This is a genomic window from Streptomyces sp. NPDC001532 (genome assembly GCF_040298625.1).
GTDB lineage: Bacteria > Actinomycetota > Actinomycetes > Streptomycetales > Streptomycetaceae > Streptomyces.
In genome coordinates this window covers 1-19,954 of the sequence record NZ_JBEPAL010000076.1, presented here as the reverse complement: position 1 = coordinate 19,954, position 19,954 = coordinate 1, and the positions used below count along the sequence as shown (strand labels likewise).

18 protein-coding genes and 1 pseudogene are annotated in these 19,954 nt (G+C 72.0%); 5 read left to right on the top strand and 14 right to left on the bottom strand.

Annotation, left to right across the window (positions count from 1 at the left end; genetic code table 11):
• The 12 genes from ABT232_RS37660 to uvrC form a co-directional block, all read right to left on the bottom strand.
• Nucleotides 1–273: phosphoglucose isomerase-related protein (locus tag ABT232_RS37660; protein ID WP_502975539.1), on the bottom strand; the 273-nt coding region annotated here is incomplete at its 3' end.
• An 81-nt stretch (nucleotides 274–354) separates the two neighbouring features.
• A complete protein-coding gene (locus ABT232_RS37655; protein ID WP_351849122.1) occupies nucleotides 355–1,623 on the bottom strand; it encodes an MFS transporter in 1,269 nt (422 codons plus the stop codon).
• A gap of 130 nt (nucleotides 1,624–1,753) precedes the next feature.
• A complete protein-coding gene (locus ABT232_RS37650) occupies nucleotides 1,754–2,089 on the bottom strand; it encodes an RNA polymerase-binding protein RbpA (RefSeq protein ID WP_010352468.1) in 336 nt (111 codons plus the stop codon).
• 221 nt (nucleotides 2,090–2,310) lie between these two features.
• Nucleotides 2,311–2,538 (bottom strand): preprotein translocase subunit SecG, encoded by a 228-nt coding sequence (secG, locus tag ABT232_RS37645; RefSeq protein WP_351849125.1) that lies wholly within the window; start codon nucleotides 2,536–2,538, stop codon nucleotides 2,311–2,313.
• 116 nt (nucleotides 2,539–2,654) lie between these two features.
• Nucleotides 2,655–3,431, bottom strand: a complete 777-nt coding sequence (tpiA, locus tag ABT232_RS37640) for a triose-phosphate isomerase (RefSeq protein WP_351849120.1) — start codon at nucleotides 3,429–3,431, stop codon at nucleotides 2,655–2,657.
• 6 nt (nucleotides 3,432–3,437) lie between these two features.
• Entirely contained in the window at nucleotides 3,438–4,649 is a 1,212-nt protein-coding gene (locus ABT232_RS37635) for a phosphoglycerate kinase (RefSeq protein ID WP_351849118.1), read from the bottom strand.
• Between the two features lie 160 nt (nucleotides 4,650–4,809).
• Nucleotides 4,810–5,817 carry a type I glyceraldehyde-3-phosphate dehydrogenase gene (gene gap / locus ABT232_RS37630; protein WP_351849116.1) on the bottom strand — a complete coding sequence of 336 codons (1,008 nt, stop codon included), beginning with the start codon at nucleotides 5,815–5,817 and terminating at the stop codon, nucleotides 4,810–4,812.
• A 288-nt stretch (nucleotides 5,818–6,105) separates the two neighbouring features.
• The gene (locus ABT232_RS37625) at nucleotides 6,106–9,060 is read right to left on the bottom strand and encodes a M14 family metallopeptidase (RefSeq protein ID WP_351849113.1); all 2,955 of its coding nucleotides are present in this window, start codon (nucleotides 9,058–9,060) and stop codon (nucleotides 6,106–6,108) included.
• 165 nt (nucleotides 9,061–9,225) lie between these two features.
• Nucleotides 9,226–10,215, bottom strand: coding sequence for a DNA-binding protein WhiA (whiA, locus tag ABT232_RS37620; RefSeq protein ID WP_037860766.1), 990 nt, complete (start codon nucleotides 10,213–10,215; stop codon nucleotides 9,226–9,228).
• Nucleotides 10,206–11,273 carry a gluconeogenesis factor YvcK family protein gene (locus ABT232_RS37615; RefSeq protein ID WP_351849110.1) on the bottom strand — a complete coding sequence of 356 codons (1,068 nt, stop codon included), beginning with the start codon at nucleotides 11,271–11,273 and terminating at the stop codon, nucleotides 10,206–10,208. Before ABT232_RS37615 ends, whiA begins: the two co-directional genes overlap by 10 nt.
• Nucleotides 11,270–12,313, bottom strand: a complete 1,044-nt coding sequence (gene rapZ / locus ABT232_RS37610; RefSeq protein WP_351849107.1) for an RNase adapter RapZ — start codon at nucleotides 12,311–12,313, stop codon at nucleotides 11,270–11,272. Before rapZ ends, ABT232_RS37615 begins: the two co-directional genes overlap by 4 nt.
• Nucleotides 12,310–14,391 carry an excinuclease ABC subunit UvrC gene (uvrC, locus tag ABT232_RS37605; RefSeq protein WP_351849104.1) on the bottom strand — a complete coding sequence of 694 codons (2,082 nt, stop codon included), beginning with the start codon at nucleotides 14,389–14,391 and terminating at the stop codon, nucleotides 12,310–12,312. Before uvrC ends, rapZ begins: the two co-directional genes overlap by 4 nt.
• A 304-nt stretch (nucleotides 14,392–14,695) precedes the next feature.
• On the opposite strand from uvrC, the gene ABT232_RS37600 reads away from it, so the two are divergent.
• Nucleotides 14,696–15,652, top strand: coding sequence for a hypothetical protein (locus ABT232_RS37600; protein ID WP_351849100.1), 957 nt, complete (start codon nucleotides 14,696–14,698; stop codon nucleotides 15,650–15,652).
• Between the two features lie 42 nt (nucleotides 15,653–15,694).
• Here ABT232_RS37600 and ABT232_RS37595 read toward each other — a convergent pair whose 3' ends face one another.
• Complete coding sequence (locus ABT232_RS37595; protein WP_351849097.1) at nucleotides 15,695–16,120, bottom strand: Rieske (2Fe-2S) protein; 426 nt, start codon at nucleotides 16,118–16,120, stop codon at nucleotides 15,695–15,697.
• 180 nt (nucleotides 16,121–16,300) lie between these two features.
• On the opposite strand from ABT232_RS37595, the gene ABT232_RS37590 reads away from it, so the two are divergent.
• Nucleotides 16,301–17,377 (top strand): LacI family DNA-binding transcriptional regulator, encoded by a 1,077-nt coding sequence (locus ABT232_RS37590; protein WP_351849094.1) that lies wholly within the window; start codon nucleotides 16,301–16,303, stop codon nucleotides 17,375–17,377.
• Nucleotides 17,374–18,282: a carbohydrate kinase family protein gene (locus tag ABT232_RS37585; protein ID WP_351849092.1), complete on the top strand. Its 909-nt coding sequence runs from the start codon at nucleotides 17,374–17,376 to the stop codon at nucleotides 18,280–18,282. Before ABT232_RS37590 ends, ABT232_RS37585 begins: the two co-directional genes overlap by 4 nt.
• Before the next feature lie 33 nt (nucleotides 18,283–18,315).
• On the opposite strand, the gene ABT232_RS37580 is transcribed toward ABT232_RS37585, so the two are convergent.
• Nucleotides 18,316–19,179: a helix-turn-helix domain-containing protein gene (locus ABT232_RS37580; RefSeq protein WP_351849089.1), complete on the bottom strand. Its 864-nt coding sequence runs from the start codon at nucleotides 19,177–19,179 to the stop codon at nucleotides 18,316–18,318.
• A 100-nt stretch (nucleotides 19,180–19,279) separates the two neighbouring features.
• On the opposite strand from ABT232_RS37580, the gene ABT232_RS37575 reads away from it, so the two are divergent.
• Nucleotides 19,280–19,852: a YceI family protein gene (locus ABT232_RS37575; protein WP_351849087.1), complete on the top strand. Its 573-nt coding sequence runs from the start codon at nucleotides 19,280–19,282 to the stop codon at nucleotides 19,850–19,852.
• A 13-nt stretch (nucleotides 19,853–19,865) separates the two neighbouring features.
• A pseudogene (locus ABT232_RS37570) lies at nucleotides 19,866–19,954 on the top strand (AraC family transcriptional regulator); the annotation flags it as partial.

Genomic DNA, 19,954 nt, shown 5'->3' with positions numbered 1-19,954 from the left:
GTTGATCCTCTCGCCGCGGAACATGGCGTCCCGCAGCCCGGACACATCGGTGGCCGCGGCCAGCTCGCGCAGCAGCTCCAGCGTCTCGTCGGTGACGAGGTGCTTGGAGTAGTCGATGTGCAGGTCACCGACCTGGAGCGTGTACCCGCTGCCGCGGCCGGGGTCGGCGGCGAACAGCTCGCGCAGCCGCACCTCTCCGAGCTCCTCGCGGTGCTTGACCAGAGCGGTCCACTCGGGCCTCTGGTCGAGCCTGGTACGGCCGCCTGCGTTCATCTCTGACATGTCGGACTTCAGCCTTCTTCCTCGCCTGCCGGTGCTGCCGGCCTGCCCCGCTGCCGGTCCCAACCTAATTGATCAGTGGTTGCCGTGAGCTGTCGTGACATCGTCGTCCGGCGCAACAACAGGTACGTCCGGCCGGCGCGGAGGTATCAGCGCGGCGACGGCGAGCGTGAAGAAGACGGCCGCGAGCAGCGCCGGGGTGTTCGCCCCCCAGGCGCCGGCCACCGCTCCGCCCAGCAGGGCGCCCAGCGGCGCGCCCGCGACGGCGAGGGTCCGGTAGGCGGAGCTGATCCGGCCCAGCATCCCGGCGGGGCTGCGCTGCTGCGTCAGCGTGGTCGTGTTCACGTTCCACACCATCCCCATGAACCCGAAGACGGTCAGGGCGGCGATCAGCGCGACGGGACTGCGCACCGACCCCAGGACGACGAGCGCGCCGATCTGCACGCTCCCTGCGGCCGCCACCGCCCGCAGCCGGCCGAGGCGGGCGACGAGCGGGCGGTTGACCACTCCCCCGGCCAGGCTCCCGACGGTGTACGCGGTCATGGCGGCGGCGTACACCGCGCTGCCCGCGGCCAGCCAGTCGGTGACCAGCAGCACCAGGGTGGCGATGAGGGCGCCCATACCGATGTTGCACAGGGCGGTCGCGGCGCAGAGCCCGCGCAGCGCCCGGTCCCGGGCCAAAGTGCGCAGCCCTTGCGCGATCTCCCGGCGCAGGGTGCTGCCCGCCGGTCTCGCCGGCCGCTCGGGCGCGGCGGCCCGCAGGCCGGCGACCAGTGCCGCGGCCACCAGGAAGGTGACGGCGTCCGCGGCGAACGGCAGGGCCGCTCCGGCCATCAGCAGCAGCGGTACGACGGGCCCGCCGAGCAGGCCGCCCGCGATCTGCTGGCCGGTCATCAGCCGGGCGTTGGCACCGGCGAGCGCGTCGCGGTCGACCAGGGTGGGCAGCAGGGCGGTGGCCGCGTTGTCGAAGAGGGTCTGGAGGGTGGTGAGGGTGAAGGCCAGCGCGATGAGCAGGGCGATCGAGGCGTGACCGAGCGCCACGGCCACCGCGAACGCCGCGACCAGCAGCCCTCGTACGGCGTCCACCGTCCACATGGCCCGGCGCTGGTCCACCCGGTCGGCGACCGCGCCGCCGAGCAGTCCGAAGACGAGCCAGGGCAGCTGGCCGCAGGCGGTGACGGCGGCGACGAGCAGCGGTTCGTCGGTGAGGGTGACGGCCAGCAGGGGCAGTGCGGCGGTGCGCAGCGCGTCCCCGAAGCTGGACAGCACGGCCGCGCTCCACAACCGCCCGAATCCCCCGCGCCACAGCGGCACGGCCACATCCGCCGTCTCGGCCCTCGCCACGTCTCCCCCTCACGATGCGCCCGGTGCACACACCGTAGAGGGCAGCACTGACAATCGGTCCGCGCCCGTGCGGCCGGTGGGGAGACGGCTCCGGCCAGGCACCCTGAGGCGCCCGGCCGGTCGTCAAGTTCTAGATCTCGCCCCGCAGTTTGGCCAGCGCCTCGGCGAGGATGGCCTCGCCGTCCGCGTCGCTGCGCCGCTCCCTGACGTACGCGAGGTGCGTCTTGTAGGGCTCGGTACGGGGCGGGGCCGGCGGGTTGTCCCGGTCCTGTCCGGCGGGGAATCCGCAGCGCGGGCAGTCCCAGGTGTCGGGAACCTGCGCGTCACTGGCGAAGCTGGGCTGCGTCTCGTGCCCATTGGAGCACCAGAAGGAGATGCGCAGACGCGGCGCGGACTCGCCGCGCTCGGCCTCGCCCATCGGCCCCGCCCCGACCCGGCTTCCTCGGATCGCGTTGCCACTTGCCACGGTCGTAACTCCCTGCGTGATGGTGCCGCGAAGCGCGTCGGCGTTTCGCTCCGCTGCGAGCGCCCCAGTCTACGTAAGGCCCAACGCGCGTCCAGTGAGCGGAGTTACCGATCCCGCCGCGACAGACGCAAGCCCCATGATAGGCCGCGCCCGCGGGCGGGTACCGAACATGGGGCGTTACGTGCGGAATCGTGCTGACGTGCGGGGTGTCGGCCGGAGGCTCAGCTGACCTTCATCAGGATGCCCAGCACGACAATGCTCGCGAACCAGAGCAGACCGACCACCAGGGTGATGCGGTCGAGGTTGCGCTCGGCGACCGAGGAGCCGCCGACGGAGGACTGCATGCCGCCACCGAACATGTCGGAGAGGCCGCCGCCCTTCCCCTTGTGCATCAGCACCAGCAGCATCAGCAGCAAGCTGAAGACGATCAGGGCGATCGAGAACCCCATAACCACGGCTGGACCAACTTCCTCGGCTTCGGATGGACGACGGGGGCATGGTGGTCGACCACCATGCCCCCGCAAGGGTACGACGTAACGCCGCTACCGCATACTCACTGATCGGCTCACTGGTCGCGGAAGCGGACGATCTTGACGAACTCGTCGGAGTCCAGCGAGGCACCGCCGACCAGAGCGCCGTCGATGTCGGCCTGCGCCATGATCTCGGCGACGTTGCCCGCCTTGACCGAGCCGCCGTACTGGATGCGGATCTTGTCGGCCACGTCCTGGGAGTACAGCTCGGCGAGCTTGCCGCGGATCGCCGCGCAGACCTCCTGCGCGTCCTCGGCACCGCAGACCTTGCCGGTGCCGATCGCCCAGACCGGCTCGTAGGCGATCACGATCGTCTCGGCCTGCTCGGCCGGGAGGTCCTTCAGGCCTCCCTCGACCTGGGCGAGGGTGTGGGAGACGTGGTTGCCCGCCTCGCGGACCTCGAGCTCCTCGCCGACGCACAGGATCGGGGTCAGGCCGTGCTTGTAGGCGGCCTTGACCTTGGCGTTGACGATCTCGTCGGTCTCGGCGTGGTACTGGCGGCGCTCCGAGTGGCCGATCGCCACGTAGGTGCACTTCAGCTTGGCCAGCATGGAGCCGGAGATCTCGCCGGTGTAGGCGCCGGAGTCGTGCGCCGAGATGTCCTGGGCGCCGTACTTGATCTTCAGCTTGTCGCCGTCGACCAGGGTCTGCACGGAGCGCAGGTCGGTGAAGGGCGGCAGGACGGCGACCTCGACGGCCTCGTAGTCCTTGTCGGCCAGGGCGAAGGCGAGCTTCTGGACGTGGGCGATGGCCTCGAGGTGGTTGAGGTTCATCTTCCAGTTGCCCGCCATCAGCGGCGTGCGCGTGCTCATAAAGGGTCAGTCCTCCAGTGCGGCGAGGCCGGGGAGCGTCTTGCCCTCGAGGTATTCGAGGGAGGCGCCGCCACCGGTCGAGATGTGGCCGAATGCCTGCTCGTCGAAGCCCAGGGTGCGGACGGCCGCGGCGGAGTCGCCGCCGCCGACCACGGTGAAGCCCGGGGCGTCGAGGAGGGCCTGGGCGACCGCCTTGGTGCCCTCGGCGTAGTCGGGGTGCTCGAAGACGCCCATGGGGCCGTTCCAGAAGACGGTGGCCGCGTCGGCGAGCTTCGAGGCGTACAGCTTGCGGGTCTCCGGACCGATGTCCAGGCCCTCCTGGTCGGCCGGGATGGCGTCCGCGGCGACGGTGGTGGGGTTGGCCGGGGCCTTGGTCTTCAGGTCCGGGAACTCCGTCGAGACCAGGACGTCCACCGGCAGGACCAGCTCGACGCCGTTCTTCTCGGCGCGCTCCATGTACTCGGTGACGACCGGGATCTGGTCCTTTTGGAGGAGGGAGATGCCGACCTCGTAGCCCTTGGCCTTGAGGAAGGTGTAGGCCATGCCGCCGCCGATGAGCAGACGGTCGGCCTTGCCGAGGAGCTGGTCGATGACGGCGAGCTTGTCGGAGACCTTGGCACCGCCGAGGGCGACCACGTACGGCCGCTTGACGTCCTCGGTCAGCTTCTTGAGGACGCCGACCTCGGTGGCGATGAGGTGGCCGGCGTAGTGCGGCAGGCGGGCCGGCAGGTCGTAGACCGAGGCGTGCTTGCGGTGCACGGCGCCGAAGCCGTCGCCCACGTAGACGTCGGCGAGGGCGGCCAGCCGGTCGGCGAACGCGCCGCGTTCGGCGTCGTCCTTGGACGTCTCGCCGGCGTTGAAGCGCAGGTTCTCGATCACGGCGACCTGTCCGTCGGCGAGGCCGGCGACGGTGGCGGTGGCGGAGTCGCCGACCGTGTCGGTCGCGAACGCCACGTCGGCGCCGAGGAGTTCACCGAGACGGGCGGCGGCCGGGGCGAGCGAGAAGGCCGGGTCCGGGGCGCCCTTGGGGCGGCCGAGGTGCGAGGCGACGACCACGCGGGCGCCGGCCTCGGCGAGGGCCTTCACAGTCGGCAGGACCGCGCGGATCCGGCCGTCGTCGGTGATGGAGGTGCCGTCCAGGGGCACGTTGAGGTCGGCGCGGACGAAGACCCGCTTGCCCGCGACCCCGTCGGCGAGGAGTTCGTCGATCGTCTTCATTTTCAGGGGGCTCCTACAGGAGGCTCGTTCTGCTCGTGACCGGATGACCAGGCCTGATCCTAGAGAGGAGGGCCGGTGCGTACGTGAGTCAGGGCCCGGGCCGCGCGTCCCTGCGCCTGCCCGAGCCCTGCTCTCACTTCAAGGTGCCTGCTTCAGCCGATCAGAGCTGGTTGCCGACGAAGACGGTGAGGTCGACGAGTCGGTTGGAGTAGCCCCACTCGTTGTCGTACCAGCCGATGACCTTCACGTTCTTGCCCTCCTGGACCATCGTCAGGGAGGAGTCGAAGGTGCAGGACGCCGGGGCGTTGACGATGTCCGAGGAGACGATCGGGTCCTCGGTGTACTCCAGGATGCCCTTGAGCTCGCCCTCGGCGGCCTTCTGGAAGGCGGCGTTGATCTCTTCCTTGGTGACCTCGCGGCCGAGCTCCAGGACGAGGTCGGTGACCGAGCCGGTGGGGACCGGGACGCGCATGGCGATGCCGTCCAGCTTGCCCTTGAGCTGCGGCAGGACCAGAGCGGTGGCCTTGGCGGCGCCGGTGGTGGTCGGGATGATGTTCTCGGCGGCGGCACGGGCGCGGCGCAGGTCCTTGTGCGGGAAGTCCAGGATGCGCTGGTCGTTCGTGTACGCGTGCACCGTCGTCATCAGACCCTTGACGATGCCGAAGTTCTCGTCCAGGACCTTGGCCATCGGCGCCACACAGTTGGTGGTGCAGGAGGCGTTGGAGATGACGTGGTGGTTGGCCGCGTCGTACTTGTCCTGGTTGACGCCCATGACGATGGTGATGTCCTCACCGGAGGCCGGGGCGGAGATCAGGACCTTCTTGGCGCCGCCGGCGATGTGCTTCTCGGCGTCGGCCTTCTTGGTGAAGATGCCGGTCGACTCGATGACGATGTCGACGCCCAGCTCGCCCCACGGGATGTCGGCGGGGTTGCGCTCGGAGAGCACCTTGATGGTGTGGCCGTCCACGGTGATCGTGTCGGCGGTGTGCGACACCTCGGCCTTGAGCCGGCCGAGGATGGTGTCGTACTTCAGCAGGTGAGCGGTGGTCGCGGTGTCACCCAGGTCGTTGACAGCCACGATCTCGATGTCTGCACCCTGCTCCAGCAGCGCGCGGAAGTAGTTACGACCGATGCGGCCAAAGCCGTTGATGCCTACGCGGATCGTCACGAACCGATCTCCTCGTTGGTACGCCGGCTCCGTTGTCGCCGGCGAGCTGTATTTGGGATGTCCCCGACCGCCTACGACCCTACCTCTCCGGAGCCCCCGGAGTGACATCGAGACGGCCCATACACGGCAGTGCGGTCCGTACCCGCCAGTAGGGTACGGACCGCCCGGGCCGAATGGCCCGATCACCCGTGATGACTACGGAGAGTCAAGGGATTTCGACGACCGGATCGAGCCCTTCCCAGTCGTCTCAACCGCCCCCTTTCCGCGCTCAGGTGTGCCAGGTGACTCTCAGTTGTCGATCGTCGAGAGCGCCCGGCCGATCAGTTCCGTACGGTCGGCAGCCGCCGGGACGTGCTCCAGGCCGAAGCCGAGGAGCACGGTGTCGTCCGTGGCGACCGCTCCGTACGTCTGGAACAGCTCCCCCGACAGACCCCAGTCGTCGATGACGGCGGGGCTGCCGGCCGGCGGTCCGGGGGTGCTCCAGGCGCCGAGCGACGTCTCGAAGCCGTCGGTCTGGCGCGCCGTGCCGCCGATGACCACGGAGGCCTGGTCGGCGAGCACGCCGCGGCCTCCGGAGCCCGGGTCGGTGATGTAGCTCAGCGACACCTCGACCGTCTTCCCGGCGTACGCCGAGAGGTCGAAGGAGACCTCCTGCCACCCCTCGGAGGCACCGGTGAAGCTGTTCCAGGCCCCGCTGGTCCCGGTGGGCGCGCACCCGTCGTCGCCGAGGGTCAGATACCGCTCGAGGGCGGGGTGCGCCTGGATGAAGTACCCGGCCTCGCACTCGGCGGGCACGGCGGTGCCGGTGGCGCCGCCCGCCTCCGGGAGCGTGGTCCAGTCGTCCGCCCCGGCGGTACGGGCCTCCAGCACCGCGTGGTCGTAGCCCTCCTCGGTGTCCCACAGCAACTGGGTGCGCAGGGCGGGCCGGTCGGCGGCGGTGACGGCGGTGAGGTCGATGGTCCTCGTCAGGCGGTTCCAGGCGTAGTCGGAGTGCGTGACGGCCGCCATGGAGGTGCCTTCGTACGGCCCGTACGGGTTGGCCGTGCCCGGGTAGCGGCCGGCGCCCGCGCTCGCGAACTGCGGGAACGTGGCCGGGGGCAGCGTGTCGGAGGTGACGGCGAAGGACCCGGCCGCGTTCAGCGGGTTGCCGGGCGCGTCACCGAGCGGGGCCTGGACGTCCGCGAGCGCGCCGGTGCCGTCGAAGCCGGTGACCTTCGGAAGGGTCGTACGGGTGTAGGCGCCCAGGTAGTACTGGCTGAAGTCGTTCGACAGGTTGCCGCCGCCGAGGTCGACGGAGCCGCCGGCCGTCTCGCCGGCCTCGATCAGCTTGCCGCCCTCGTTGAGGTAGGCGCGCAGTTCCAGCTGGGTGGCGTTGCCGGGGCGCACGGCGCCTGTGTAGTGGACGACCTTCTCGAAGTGGCCGAGGACGCCGAGCGCGTCGGGCGCGCCCTGGCCCGCGACGTCCCAGACGACAGCCCGCTCGCCATTGGCCTTCAGGGCGTCCACGTAGGCCTGGGCCTGGGTCGCGGTCTGGCCCTCCTCGGCGACGACGAGGGTGCTCGCGCGCGGGCGCTCGGCGACGGTGTAGGTGAAGGACTCGCTGCGGGTCGGCTTCCCGGACCGGGTCTCACCGGTGAACCAGACCTCGACCTTGTCGCCCGGTGCGCCGTCGGCGACCTTGGCGCGGTACTCGTCGAAGTAGAGGTTGTCCTCGCCGCCGTACGTCTCGCCGCCCCGCCAGGGCCGCAGGGCCATGTCGTGGACGCGGCCGCCGTTGACCCGGTACCTCAGCTCCTTGTCGCGCACCGACCTGCGGGCGACGACGGAGACCTCCTGGTCGGCGCCGCGCGAGTAGGAGGTGGTGAACGGCGCCGGGGTGAAGTCGGGGGCGGACATGCCGACCGAGGACTTGGGCCGGTCGGGCCGCGCGGCGGTCTCGGCGACCGAGAGCGCGAACGGGACGTTCTTCTCGAACTCCTGCTGGATCAGCTTCTCGTCGTCCGGGAAGGTGAAGATCGAGGCGCAGTCGGCGGGCTCCCAGGCGTCGTCCGGGTCCACGCCGGCGGCGGTCTGACAGGTCGACATCTCCGGGGTGAACATCGCGGTGCCGTTGACGTTGGCCGCGTGGCCGTCCGCCTCGCCGTTGGTGGTGTACAGCTCGGAGGAGACCTGCGGGTGGTAGCCGGGGACCGCCGGGTTCTCGGGGGTGCCGGCCAGGGCCTTGTAGAGCACGTCGTCCGGGCTGTCGGTGGCGACCTGCCAGCCGACGCCGTAGAGGATCAGCTCGGCGGCGGAGTGGTAGTTGATGCCGTACTCGAAGCCGACGCGCTTCTGGAAGGCGTCGACGGCCTTGGTCTCGGGCTCGGAGTTGGGCCCGGCACCGCGGTAGGTCTGGCTGGTGGGGTACGGGGACGAACCCTCGTCGTCGTAGCCCCACTTGTAGGCGAAGTTGCGGTTGAGGTCGACGCCGTCGCCGATCGTGAGGGCGCCGTCGCCGTTGACGTCCCGCAGGTTCTTGCGCCACTGGCGGTCGCCGTCGGCGGCGTGCGTGAAGTCGTAGCCGTCGGGGTTGGCGGTGATGACGAACCACAGCTCGGTGGTGTCGACGATCTTCTTGATGCGCTGGTCGGTGCGGTAGTTGTCCAGATAGTGGTGCATCAGCCGGCGGGTCATCTCCGGCGTGATCCACTCCCGCGCGTGCTGGTTGGACATGTACAGCACGGCGGGCTTGGAGCCGTCCTCGGACTTGCGGGCGTTCCTGGTGAGCTTCAGGGCGAGGATGTCCTGGCCCCGGACGGTCTTGCCGATGGAGACGACCTTGGTGAGACCGGGGTGTTCCTGCCCGGTCCTGACGATCTCCTCCTTGATGTTGCCCGGTCCGCTGTAGGGGCGGTAGACGCCCTCCCCGGCGGCGGCGACCCGCGCGGCCGCCTTGGCCGAGAGCGTGTGCTCCTTGAGGTCGACGCCCTTCTTCTCCAGCTGTGCGGCCTGTTTGTCCGTCAGATAGACCTCGACGGAGGCGGTGCCCTTGTCGGGTGCCTGCTCGCCGAGTTCGTGGGCGTCCTGCCCGGCCGCCAGCAGCAGTGGTATCTGCTGCTCGGTGACCTCGGCGCGGAACACCTTGACTTCCTCGGCGTCGGGTCCCGAGGTGGCGTCGTTCTGCGCCTGGGCGATGGGTGCGATGCTCGCTCCGCCGATCAGGAGCGTGCCGATAGCGAGGATCGATCTCGCTCTGTGTCTCATGAACCCCCCTGCTGGTGGTTCGCCACAGCGGCGAATAGGTGCCAGGCTCATGACACTTCATGATCGAGTCAAGGGCGCCGGTTGAACGGCGACGCGCCGGTGCCGACACCCAAGTGGGCGTCCACACCGGCGCGTTCGACCGCTGTTCGACGAGCTGACGGGAGGTCAGCCCGCGAGGTTGTCGGCCAGCTCCTCGCTCAGGTTGGCCTCCGTGCCCGGGATGCCCAGGTCGGCGGCGCGCTTGTCGGCCATCGCCAGCAGCCGGCGGATCCGGCCGGCCACGGCGTCCTTGGTGAGCGGCGGGTCGGCGAGCGCGCCCAGCTCCTCCAGGGAGGCCTGCTTGTGCTCCATGCGCAGCCGGCCGGCCGCGGCCAGGTGCTCGGGCACGTCGTCGGCGAGGATCTCCAGCGCCCGCTGGACCCGGGCACCGGCGGCGACCGCCGCGCGGGCGGACCGGCGCAGATTGGCGTCGTCGAAGTTGGCCAGGCGGTTCGCGGTGGCCCGCACCTCCCGGCGCATCCGGCGCTCCTCCCAGGCCAGCACCGACTCATGGGCGCCGAGCCGGGTGAGCAGCGCGCCGATCGCGTCACCGTCGCGGACCACCACGCGGTCCACGCCGCGCACCTCGCGGGCCTTGGCGGCGATGGACAGCCGGCGGGCGGCGCCGACCAGGGCGAGCGCGGCCTCCGGGCCGGGGCAGGTCACCTCCAGGGAGGAGGAGCGACCGGGCTCGGTGAGCGAGCCGTGCGCCAGGAACGCCCCGCGCCAGGCCGCCTCCGCGTCGCAGGTGGCCCCCGAGACCACCTGCGGGGGCAGCCCCCGGATCGGGCGGCCGCGGCCGTCCACGAGGCCGGTCTGCCGGGCCAGCTGGTCGCCGCCCGCGACGACCCGCACCACGTAGCGCGAGCCGCGGCGCAGTCCGCCCGGCGCCATCACGATCAGCTCCGAGCTGTGCCCGAAGATCTCAAGAATGTCCCGCTTGAGCCGGCGGGCCGCCATCGCGGTGTCCAGCTCCGCCTCGATCACGATGCGTCCGCTGACCAGGTGGAGGCCGCCGGCGAACCGCAGAATGGCGGAGACCTCCGCCTTCCTGCAGCAGGTACGGGTGACGGGGAGCCGGGAGATCTCATCCTTCACCGCTGCCGTCATCGCCATGGGCCGATCCTTCCATGCATCCGAAAAATACGGTCGTACGCGGCGGCCAGCAGCTCGGGATCGTGCCGCGGAGTTCCGTCTCTCCGGGCCACCGGCGCCAGCTCGACCGCGGCCCCGAAACGCTTGGCGGCGTCGGTCAGCGAGTCGCGGTCGGGCACGGCGGCCTCATCGGCCAGCACCACGTCCAGGGCGAGTTTAGGGGCGTGTCGTCCCAAAACCTCCAAATGACGCTGCGGGGAGAAGCCGTCGGTTTCTCCGGGCTGCGGGGCGAGGTTCAAGGAGAGCACCCGGCGCGCCTTCGTCTCCGTGAGGGCGTCCAGCAGCTCGGGCACGAGCAGATGCGGGATCACCGAGGAGAACCACGAGCCGGGGCCGAGCACCACCCAGTCCGCGTCCAGGACGGCCGCCACGGCCTCCGGGACGGCGGGCGGGTCGTGCGGGACGAGATGCACGGACTGCACCTCGCCCGGGGTGAGGGCGACCGTGGCCTGGCCGCGCACGGTGTCGACCGCCTCGGGCCGGTCCGGGTCATGGCCCTTGACCAGGGCCTGAAGCTCCAGCGGCACGGCGGACATGGGCAGCACCCGCCCCTGCGCGCCGAGCAGCCGGCCGACCAGGTCGAGCGCCTGGACATGGTCGCCCAGCTGCTCCCAGAGGGCGACGATGAGCAGGTTGCCGACCGCGTGGCCGTGCATCTCGCCCCGCGACTGGAAGCGGTGCTGGATGACCCGGGCCCAGGTCTGGCCCCAGTCGTCGTCGCCGCACAGCGCGGCCAGCGCCTTGCGCAGGTCGCCGGGCGGCAGGACGCCCAGCTCGTCGCGTAGGCGCCCGCTGGAGCCGCCGTCGTCGGCCACGGTGACGACGGCGGTGAGGTCGCCGGTGATCCGGCGCAGCGCGGCGAGCGAGGCGGACAGGCCCATGCCGCCACCGAGGGCGACCACCTTGGGCTGGGCGCCGCGGCGGCGCGCCCTGGCGCCACGGGCCTCGGCGGACCGGCCGCCGCGGCCCTCGGGGACGGCCCGGCGCAGCCTGCTCAGCCGCGGAGTACGTCCGGTCATTCGCGTCCCATGTCCCGGTGCACGACCACCGTCTCCACGCCCTCGGCCGCGAGGCGCGCGGCCAGCTTCTCCGACATGGCGACCGAGCGGTGCTTGCCGCCGGTACAGCCGACCGCGATGGTCACATAGCGCTTGCCCTCGCGGCGGTAGCCCGCGGCGATCAGCTGGAGCAGTTCGGCGTACCGGTCCAGGAACTCCTTGGCGCCGGGCTGGTTGAAGACGTACGCCGCGACCTCCTCGTTGACGCCGGTGAAGGGGCGCAGCTCCGGGACCCAGTGCGGGTTGGGCAGGAAGCGCATGTCCACGACCAGGTCGGCGTCGACCGGGAGGCCGTACTTGAAGCCGAAGGACATGACGGTGGCCCGCAGCTCGGGCTCCTCCTCGCCGGCGAACTGGGCGTCCATCTTGGCGCGCAGCTCGTGCACGTTGAGGCTGGAGGTGTCGATCACCAGGTCGGCGTCGCCGCGCAGCTCGCGCAGCAGTTCGCGCTCGGCGGCGATGCCGTCGACGATGCGGCCGTCGCCCTGGAGCGGGTGCGGGCGGCGCACCGACTCGAAGCGGCGGACCAGGGCCTCGTCGGAGGACTCCAGGAAGACGATCCGCCGGGTGACGCCCCGGGAGTCGAGGTCGGCCAGGGATTCGCGCAGATTGTCGAAGAAGCGACGGCCGCGCACGTCGACGACGACCGCGATCCGCGCGACGTTGCCCTGGGAGCGGGCGCCCAGCTCCACCATGGTCGGGATCAGGGCCGGCGGCAGGTTGTCGACGACGAACCAGCCGAGGTCCTCCAGGCACTTCGCGGCCGTCGAGCGGCCGGCGCCGGACATGCCGGAGATGATCACCAGCTCGGGGATGGCCGCCTCGGGCACCCCGGGAGTCTCCATGCCCGCGTTCACCTGCGCTCCGTTATCCTGGGATGTGTCACGGGGCTGATTGTCGCCGCTCTCCTTGTGTGTCTCCTCGGCGGGTGCCGTGCGCGCCTGCGGTTCCTCCGGCGTGCGCTGTGGTCCCGCTGTGGGCTGCGTCTCGTGCTCGGTCATGTCTCCTGCCCCCGTCGCTCGTCCGGGGCGCCCGTGGGCACGGGCTCCCCTGGGGCCTCCGTCGTCGTCTCGGGTGCCCCGTTCTCCACGTCATCCATGATCTCTCCAGTCGCCGTGTTGACGGCGGGCGCGGCCGGGGCCGCCTGGGCGAGGGTCGCGGCGATGGTCTCGGCCGTCTTGCGGCCTATGCCGGGAACCTCGCAGATCTGGTCGATTGTCGCGGATCGCAGCTTCTTCACCGAACCGAAGTGCTTGATCAACGCCTGTTTGCGGGTCGCGCCGAGGCCGGGCACGTCGTCCAGCGGGCTGGTGCGGATCCGCTTGGCCCGTTTGTTGCGCTGGTAGGTGATCGCGAACCGGTGGGCCTCGTCGCGCACGCGCTGGAGCAGGTAGAGGCCCTCGCTGGTGCGGGGCAGGATCACCGGGTCGTCCTCGCCGGGCAGCCAGACCTCCTCCAGGCGCTTGGCGAGGCCGCAGACGGCGATGTCGTCGATGCCCAGCTCGTCCAGGGCCCGCTGGGCGGCCGCGACCTGCGGCTTGCCGCCGTCGACCACCACGAGCTGGGGCGGGTAGGCGAACCGCTTGGGCCGGCCGTCCTCCTCGGTGAGGGCGGCGACGGGGCTGCCGTCGGCACCGGCCGCGAGGTCGGGCTCGCCGTCGGCCCACTCGCCGGTCCTCTCCTTCTCGGCCAGGTAGCGCCGGAAGCGGCGGGTGATCACCTCGTGCATGGAGCGGACGTCGTCCTGCCCCTCGAAGCCCTTGATCTGGAAGCGGCGGTACTCGCCCTTGCGCTGGAGGCCGTCCTCGAAGACGACCATGGAGGCCACCACGTCCTCGCCCTGGAGGTGGGAGATGTCGTAGCACTCGATGCGCAGCGGGGCGCTGTCCAGGCCGAGGGCGTCGGCGATCTCCTCCAGGGCGCGCGAGCGGGTGGTCAGGTCGGAGGCGCGCTTGGTCTTGTGCAGCACGAGCGCCTGCTGGGCGTTGCGCTGCACGGTCTCCATCAGGGCCTTCTTGTCGCCGCGCTGCGGAATGCGCAGCGAGACACCGGAGCCGCGGCGGTCGGTGAGCCACTGCTGGACCGGCTCGACCGGATCGGGCAGCGCGGGGACCAGCACCTCCTTGGGGACGGCGTCGCCGGTCTCCTCGCCGTACAGCTGCTGGAGGGCGTGCTCGACCAGGGCGCCGGTGGTGATCTCCTCGACCTTGTCGGTGACCCAGCCGCGCTGGCCGCGCACCCGGCCGCCGCGGACGTGGAAGATCTGCACGGCGGCTTCCAGCTCGTCCTCGGCGACGGCGATCAGGTCGGCGTCGGTGGCGTCGGCGAGCACCACCGCGTTCTTCTCCATGGCCTTCCTCAGAGCCCCGATGTCGTCGCGCAGGCGGGCCGCCCGCTCGTACTCCATCTCCTCGGCCGCCTCGGCCATCTGCCGCTCCAGGCGGCGCAGGTAGGTGCCGGTGCGGCCGGCCATGAAGTCGCAGAACTCGTCCGCCAGGTCCCAGTGGTCGTCGGCGTCGATCCGGCCGACGCAGGGGGCGGAGCACTTGCCGATGTAGCCGAGCAGGCAGGGGCGGCCGGTGCGGGCGGCGTTCTTGAAGACGCCGGCCGAGCAGGTGCGCACCGGGAAGACGCGCAGCAGCAGGTCGACGGTGTCGCGGATGGCCCACGCGTGCGCGTACGGCCCGAAGTAGCGCACGCCCTTCCGCTTGTGGCCGCGCATCACCTGGACGCGGGGGAACTCCTCGTTCATCGTCACCGCGAGGTACGGGTAGCTCTTGTCGTCGCGGTACTTGACGTTGAACCGGGGGTCGAACTCCTTGATCCAGGAGTACTCCAGCTGCAGCGCCTCGACCTCCGTGGACACCACCGTCCACTCCACGGACGCGGCCGTGGTCACCATGGAGCGGGTGCGCGGGTGCAGGCCAGCCAGGTCCTGGAAGTAGTTGGCCAGGCGCTGGCGCAGGCTCTTCGCCTTTCCGACGTAGATCACCCGGCGGTGCTCGTCGCGGAATTTGTACACCCCGGGAGAGTCCGGGATCTCTCCCGGCTTGGGGCGGTAGCTGGAGGGGTCGGCCATGTCTCACACCCTACTGGCGAGCACCGACAGTCCGGCGGGCCTGTGGACGGCGTCCGCGGGTCCTTCGGGGCGAGGTGGTGGAGGCGACCTCACGGCCACGGTCGAACCTCGGCCAGGAGTGCGTGGCGGTTGGGCTCCAGGTGTTGTCGGGGCTTGGTCAACACGCTTCAATGCGGGGGAACTGAGGGCCCTGAACCACGGCGTACGGATGTGAAGAAGCCCGACGCCCACGGGGGTGGCCCCGCTCAGCACCCGCGCGCACGGTCTGACCAGCCGTCGTGATCCCGCAGAGAAAGGCCCCTGCATGCCGCACGCCACACAGCACGCGGACGTCGCCGACGACGTCGCCGGCGCGGAACTGGACACGGCCCTGCGGGGCGGCCCCTTCCATGTGGCGCTGCGCGCCGCGATCGCGGCCCGTGGACTGCCGTTGCAGCGGGTGCAGCACCATCTGTCGCGGTACGGCGTGAAGGTGGGGGTGACCAGCCTCAGCTACTGGCAGCAGGGCGCCCGCCGTCCGCAGCGCCCCGAGTCGCTGCGGGCCGTCCGCGCGCTGGAGGAGATACTCCAGCTGCCCGAGGAGTCGCTGATCCGGCTGCTCGCCGAGGCCGACGACCACTCCGCGCGGCGGCCCGCCACCCGCTCCTACCGGTCCCTCGTCGAGGCCTCCGACGTCCTGGACCGGCTGCTGGCCGAGCTGGGCGCGCAGCTCGACGGCGGGCTGCACATGCTCGGTCACCACGAGCGGGTGCGGATCGGGGCGCGCCGCGAGCTGGTGGCGCGCGAGTCGCAGCACATCGTGCGCGCCCACCAGGACGGCGTCGACCGCTTCGTCGCCGTCCACCACGGCGACCCCGGGTGCGCGCCGGAGCGGATGGCGGTGCACGCCCTGGACAACTGCCGCACCGGCCGGGTGCGCTGGCACCGGGAGACCGGCGTCCTCGTCGCGGAACTGCTGTTCGACGCCAGATTGCGGGCCGGGGACACCTTCCTCTTCCGCTACGGCGTCGAGGACGGCACCGCCGGGGCCTCCCGCGAGTACGTCCGCGGGTTCGGGCCGGCCGGCGGCCAGTACGCCCTCCAGGTGCGGTTCGACGAGCGCGCCCTGCCGGCCCGCTGCCACCGCTTCACCCAGCACTCCGCGGCGGCCCCGCGCAGTGGCCGCCAGGAACTGGCCCTCACCGGCCGCCATCACTCGGTCCACCTGGTGGAGCCGCGGGTGCGGTCGGGGATCGTGGGCATCGGCTGGGACTGGGAGTGAGCCGGGCGCGCCGGGGCCCGCGCGGCGCGTCGTAGAGGGCCCTCAGGCCTCGGGGCCGGCCACGATCCTGCCGTTCTCGCTCCTGACCGGCAGCTCCGCCAGCGCCACGGTGGCCGGCGGCTGCAGGACCTCACCGGTGCGGGCGTCGAACTCGCTGCCGTGGCAGAAGCACGTCAGCCTGGTCCCCTCCAGCTTGGCGATGGCGCACGACGCGTGCGTGCAGATCGTGCTGTACGCCTTCAGGGCGCCCCGCTCGTCCCGGCTGACCACCACGTTGTGCTCGCGGTACAGCCGGGCGGCGCCCTTCGCGACCTCGCTCTCCGCGCCCAGGTCGACCGGCGCGGTGGGGGCGGACGGCGCGCCGCCGGAGCCCTCCGGGGAGCAGGCGGCGAGGCCGAGCCCGGCGACGGGGGCGAGCGCGGCTCCGCGCAGGAGGGTGCGGCGGTTCGCGGAGGGGCGGGCGGACATGGGGTCTCCACTGGTCAGGGCCGTTCAGGGGTGCGTCTGCCGACCCTAATCGGGCGCGATCCGGCGGTGGCCGGGCGGGGTGGTTTCGTCGTTTCGTCGAGCCTGGCGCGTAAACGTTTGCGCAAGCGTTTACGCGGGCCTCGCGATGGGATACCTTCCCGACCGGAAGGAGGGAACGCGATGGCGACCATGACCGATGTCGCGCGGAGCGCCGGCGTCTCCGTGGCGACCGTCTCACACGTGCTGAACGGCACCCGGCCGGTGCTGCCGCACACCCGCCAGGCCGTCCTCGACGCGATCGACGAGCTGGGCTACACCCCGAACACCCTCGCCCGCTCCCTGGTGACCTCGCGGACCCGCTCCATCGGGCTCGCGGTGTCGGCGATCAGCAACCCGTACTTCACGGAGATCCTCCAGGGCGTCGAGGCGAGCGCCCTGGAGCACGGCTACAGCCTGCTCATCGCCGATCCGCACGACGACCCCCGGCACGAGCGCACGGTCGTCCAGCTGCTGCACGAGCGCCGGGTCGACGGCATGATCGTCGCCCCGTCGGCCGACCCGCGCGAGCTGGTCGCCTACCTGCGCCGCCACGACGTCCCGGCCGTCCTCCTGGACCGCGTCGTCGACGACCGCGCGGAGGGCGCCCAGCGCTTCGACCAGGTCTGCGCCGAGAGCACCGAACCCATGGCCCGCCTGGTCACCCATCTCGCCGGCCTCGGCCACCGCCGGATCGGCCTGGTCGCGGGCCGCCCCGGCCTCAGCACCACCGGCGAGCGCATCACCGGCTACCGGCACGGCCTCGCGGCCGCCGGACTGCCGTTCGAGGAACGCCTCCTGGTGCACGGCGACTCCGAGGCCGCGGGCGGGCAGCGGGCCACCGCGGACCTGCTGTCGCTGGCCGCGCCGCCCACCGCGCTGGTCACCGGCAACAACGCGATGACCATCGGCGCGCTGCGGGCCCTGCGCGAGCGCGGTCTCGCCGTGCCCGACGACCTCGCGCTCGCCTGCTTCGACGACTTCGCCTGGGCCGACCTCTTCGAGCCCCGGCTCACCGCGATCGCCCAGCCCAGCAGGGAGCTGGGCGCGCGGGCGGTGCGGGTGCTCCTGGACCGCCTCGCCGCGCCGGAGCGGCCCGCCCGGACCGTGCGGCTGCCCTGCGCGTTCGTCCACCGCACCTCGTGCGGCTGTCCCGACCGGCCCGCGCGGCCGGACGCTTCCGAAGAACCCCAGCAGCCCGTGAAGGGAGCCGACTCGTGATCGTCGTCGCCGGTGAGGCCCTGATCGACCTGGTACCGCAGGGCCCCGGCGCCCTGGCCGGCCTGCGCCCGGCGCTCGGCGGCGGCCCGTACAACACGGCCGTGGCGCTCGGCCGGCTCGGCTCCCCCACCGCCTTCTGCTCCCGCGTCTCCTCCGACGCGTTCGGCGAGGCCCTGCTGGACGGGTTGCGCCGGGCCGGGGTGGACGTCTCCGGCGTACAGCGCGGCAGCGAGCCGACCACCCTCGCCGTCGCCACCCTCGACGCGCACGGCTCGGCCGCCTACTCCTTCTACGTCGAGGGCACCGCCGACCGGCTGTTCAGCGCTCCGGCCGCGCTCCCGGCCGGGACCCGCGCGGTGTCCTTCGGCACCTGCTCGCTGGTCCTGGAACCGGGGGCCGGCGCGTACGAGGAGCTGATGAGGACGGCCGCCGGGCAGGGCGTCTTCACCGCGCTCGACCCGAACATCCGGGCGGGCCTGATCCCGGACGCGGACGCCTACCGGGCCCGGTTCCTGAAGTGGCTGCCGTCGGTGACCCTGCTGAAGCTGTCCGAGGAGGACGCCCGGTGGCTGGGCGGCACCCCGCGCGAGTGGCTCGCGGCCGGCCCCTCGGCCGTGGTCGTCACCCGCGGCGGCGACGGGCTCACCGTCTTCACCCGGGACGGCTCGGAGCACTCCGTACCGGGCGAGACGGTCACCGTCGCGGACACCATCGGCGCGGGCGACACGGTCAACGCGGCCCTGCTGCACGGCCTGGCCGAGCAGGACGCCCTCACGCCCGCCGCGCTGGCCGCGCTGGGCGCCGACGGCTGGACCCGGCTGCTGCGGTTCGCCGCCCGGGCGGCGGCGATCACCTGCTCCCGAGCCGGCGCGGAGCCGCCCTATGCGCACGAACTGGACAGCTGACGAGCGGCCCACCACGACCGGCCCCGCCCGCGGTCACCCAGCCCGGCCGACCGCCCGCAAGCCACCCGGACGGCGGCCGTTGAGCCGGTCCAGCGCGGCGGCGGTGGCGTCGTCGGCGGGCAGGTGGATCACCACCCGCTGACCGTCCTCCGGCAGCGCCAGCGTCTCGTGCATCAGCCGCAGCGACCCCGCCTCCGGGTGCTCCACGCGCCGACGGCCGATCCGGCGCGGAGCCGTGGCGAGATCGGCGAACCGGTCGGCGAACTCCGCGCCGGCGGTCACTGTCAGCTCCTCGGCCAGCTCGGCGGCGTACGGGTCCCGCAGCGGGACGTCGTGCCGGAGCTGGGCGACCAGGTCGTCGGCCTCGCGGTCCCAGTCGGGGTAGGCGGCGCGGGCCCGTTCGTCGGTGAACAGGTGGCGCAGGAGGTTCGGGCACTCGCCGTCGAGCACACCGAGCGGGCCGAAGAGGCGGGCGTAGCCGGTGGTGTGGGCGATGATGTCGCCGATCCAGTTGACCACCACGGCGGGCGCGGGCTCCAGATGGTCCAGGACGGCCCGCACGGTGGGACGCGGGGTGCGGCTGAGCGGCGGTGCCGCCGAGCAGACGAGCGGGTCACCGCCATCCGCCTCCTTGGTCAGCCGGCGCAGCACCATCCGGTCGCGCAGGGTGAGGCGCAGCGCGTCGGCGAGGGCCCCGAGGACCTGGGCGGACGGATTGCGGTCCCGTCCCTGCTCCAGCCTCGTGAGGTACTCGACGCTGACACCGGCCAGCGTGGCCAGTTCGGCGCGGCGCAGGCCCGGGGTCCGGCGGCGGGTGCCCGCCGGCAGGCCCACCTCCTGCGGTGTCACGGCCTCGCGCCACGTCCGCAGATACGTGCCCAGCTCGTTGTCGCTCACCGTGCGAACGTACCAACGCCCGCGCGGTGGAGGGTGGCCCTGTGACTACCAGGCTTCGCCCGGTCTCCCTCCGCGGCCGTGCCGCGCCGAGGGTGGAGGCATGACGCAGAACGACATCGCGAACGCGCCGGCCGTCGCCCCGCTGCCCCTGTCCTCCGGTGACTGGGAGCTGGACCCGCTGCACTCGGCCGTCAATTTCACCATCCGCCACCTCGGGATCGCCAAGGTGCGCGGCCGATTCACCCAGGTCGAGGCCGGGCTGCACATCGGCGAGGTTCCCGAGGAGGTGCGGGTGACCGCGCAGATCGCGCTCGCCTCCATCGACACCGGCAACGCCGACCGGGACGCGCACACCCGCGCGGCCGATCTGCTGGACGTGGAGAAGCGCCCGACCATGGTCTTCCGCTCGACCCGGGTCGCCGGCGAGGGCGAGGACTGGACGATGGAAGGCGATCTGACGATCGGGGACGTGACCCGCCCGGTGGTCCTGGCCGTGGAGTTCGGCGGAGTGGTGGACTCCCCGGGTGACAACCGGAAGCACGCCGGGTTCGAGGCGACCGGCGAGATCCGGCGCAGTGACTTCGGGCTGGACTTCGGGGCCGGGTTCCTGGGCGACGTGGTCAAGATCCAGCTGGACATGCAGTTCGTCGAGCCGCGGGGCCAGGAGGGCTGACGGGGAACGAGCGGTGCCCCGCGCCGACTCCCTCACCCACCTCGACATGCAGTCCGGCACGGTCGCCGAGGCACTGCTCAAGGCCGAGTCCGTGGGCGTGAC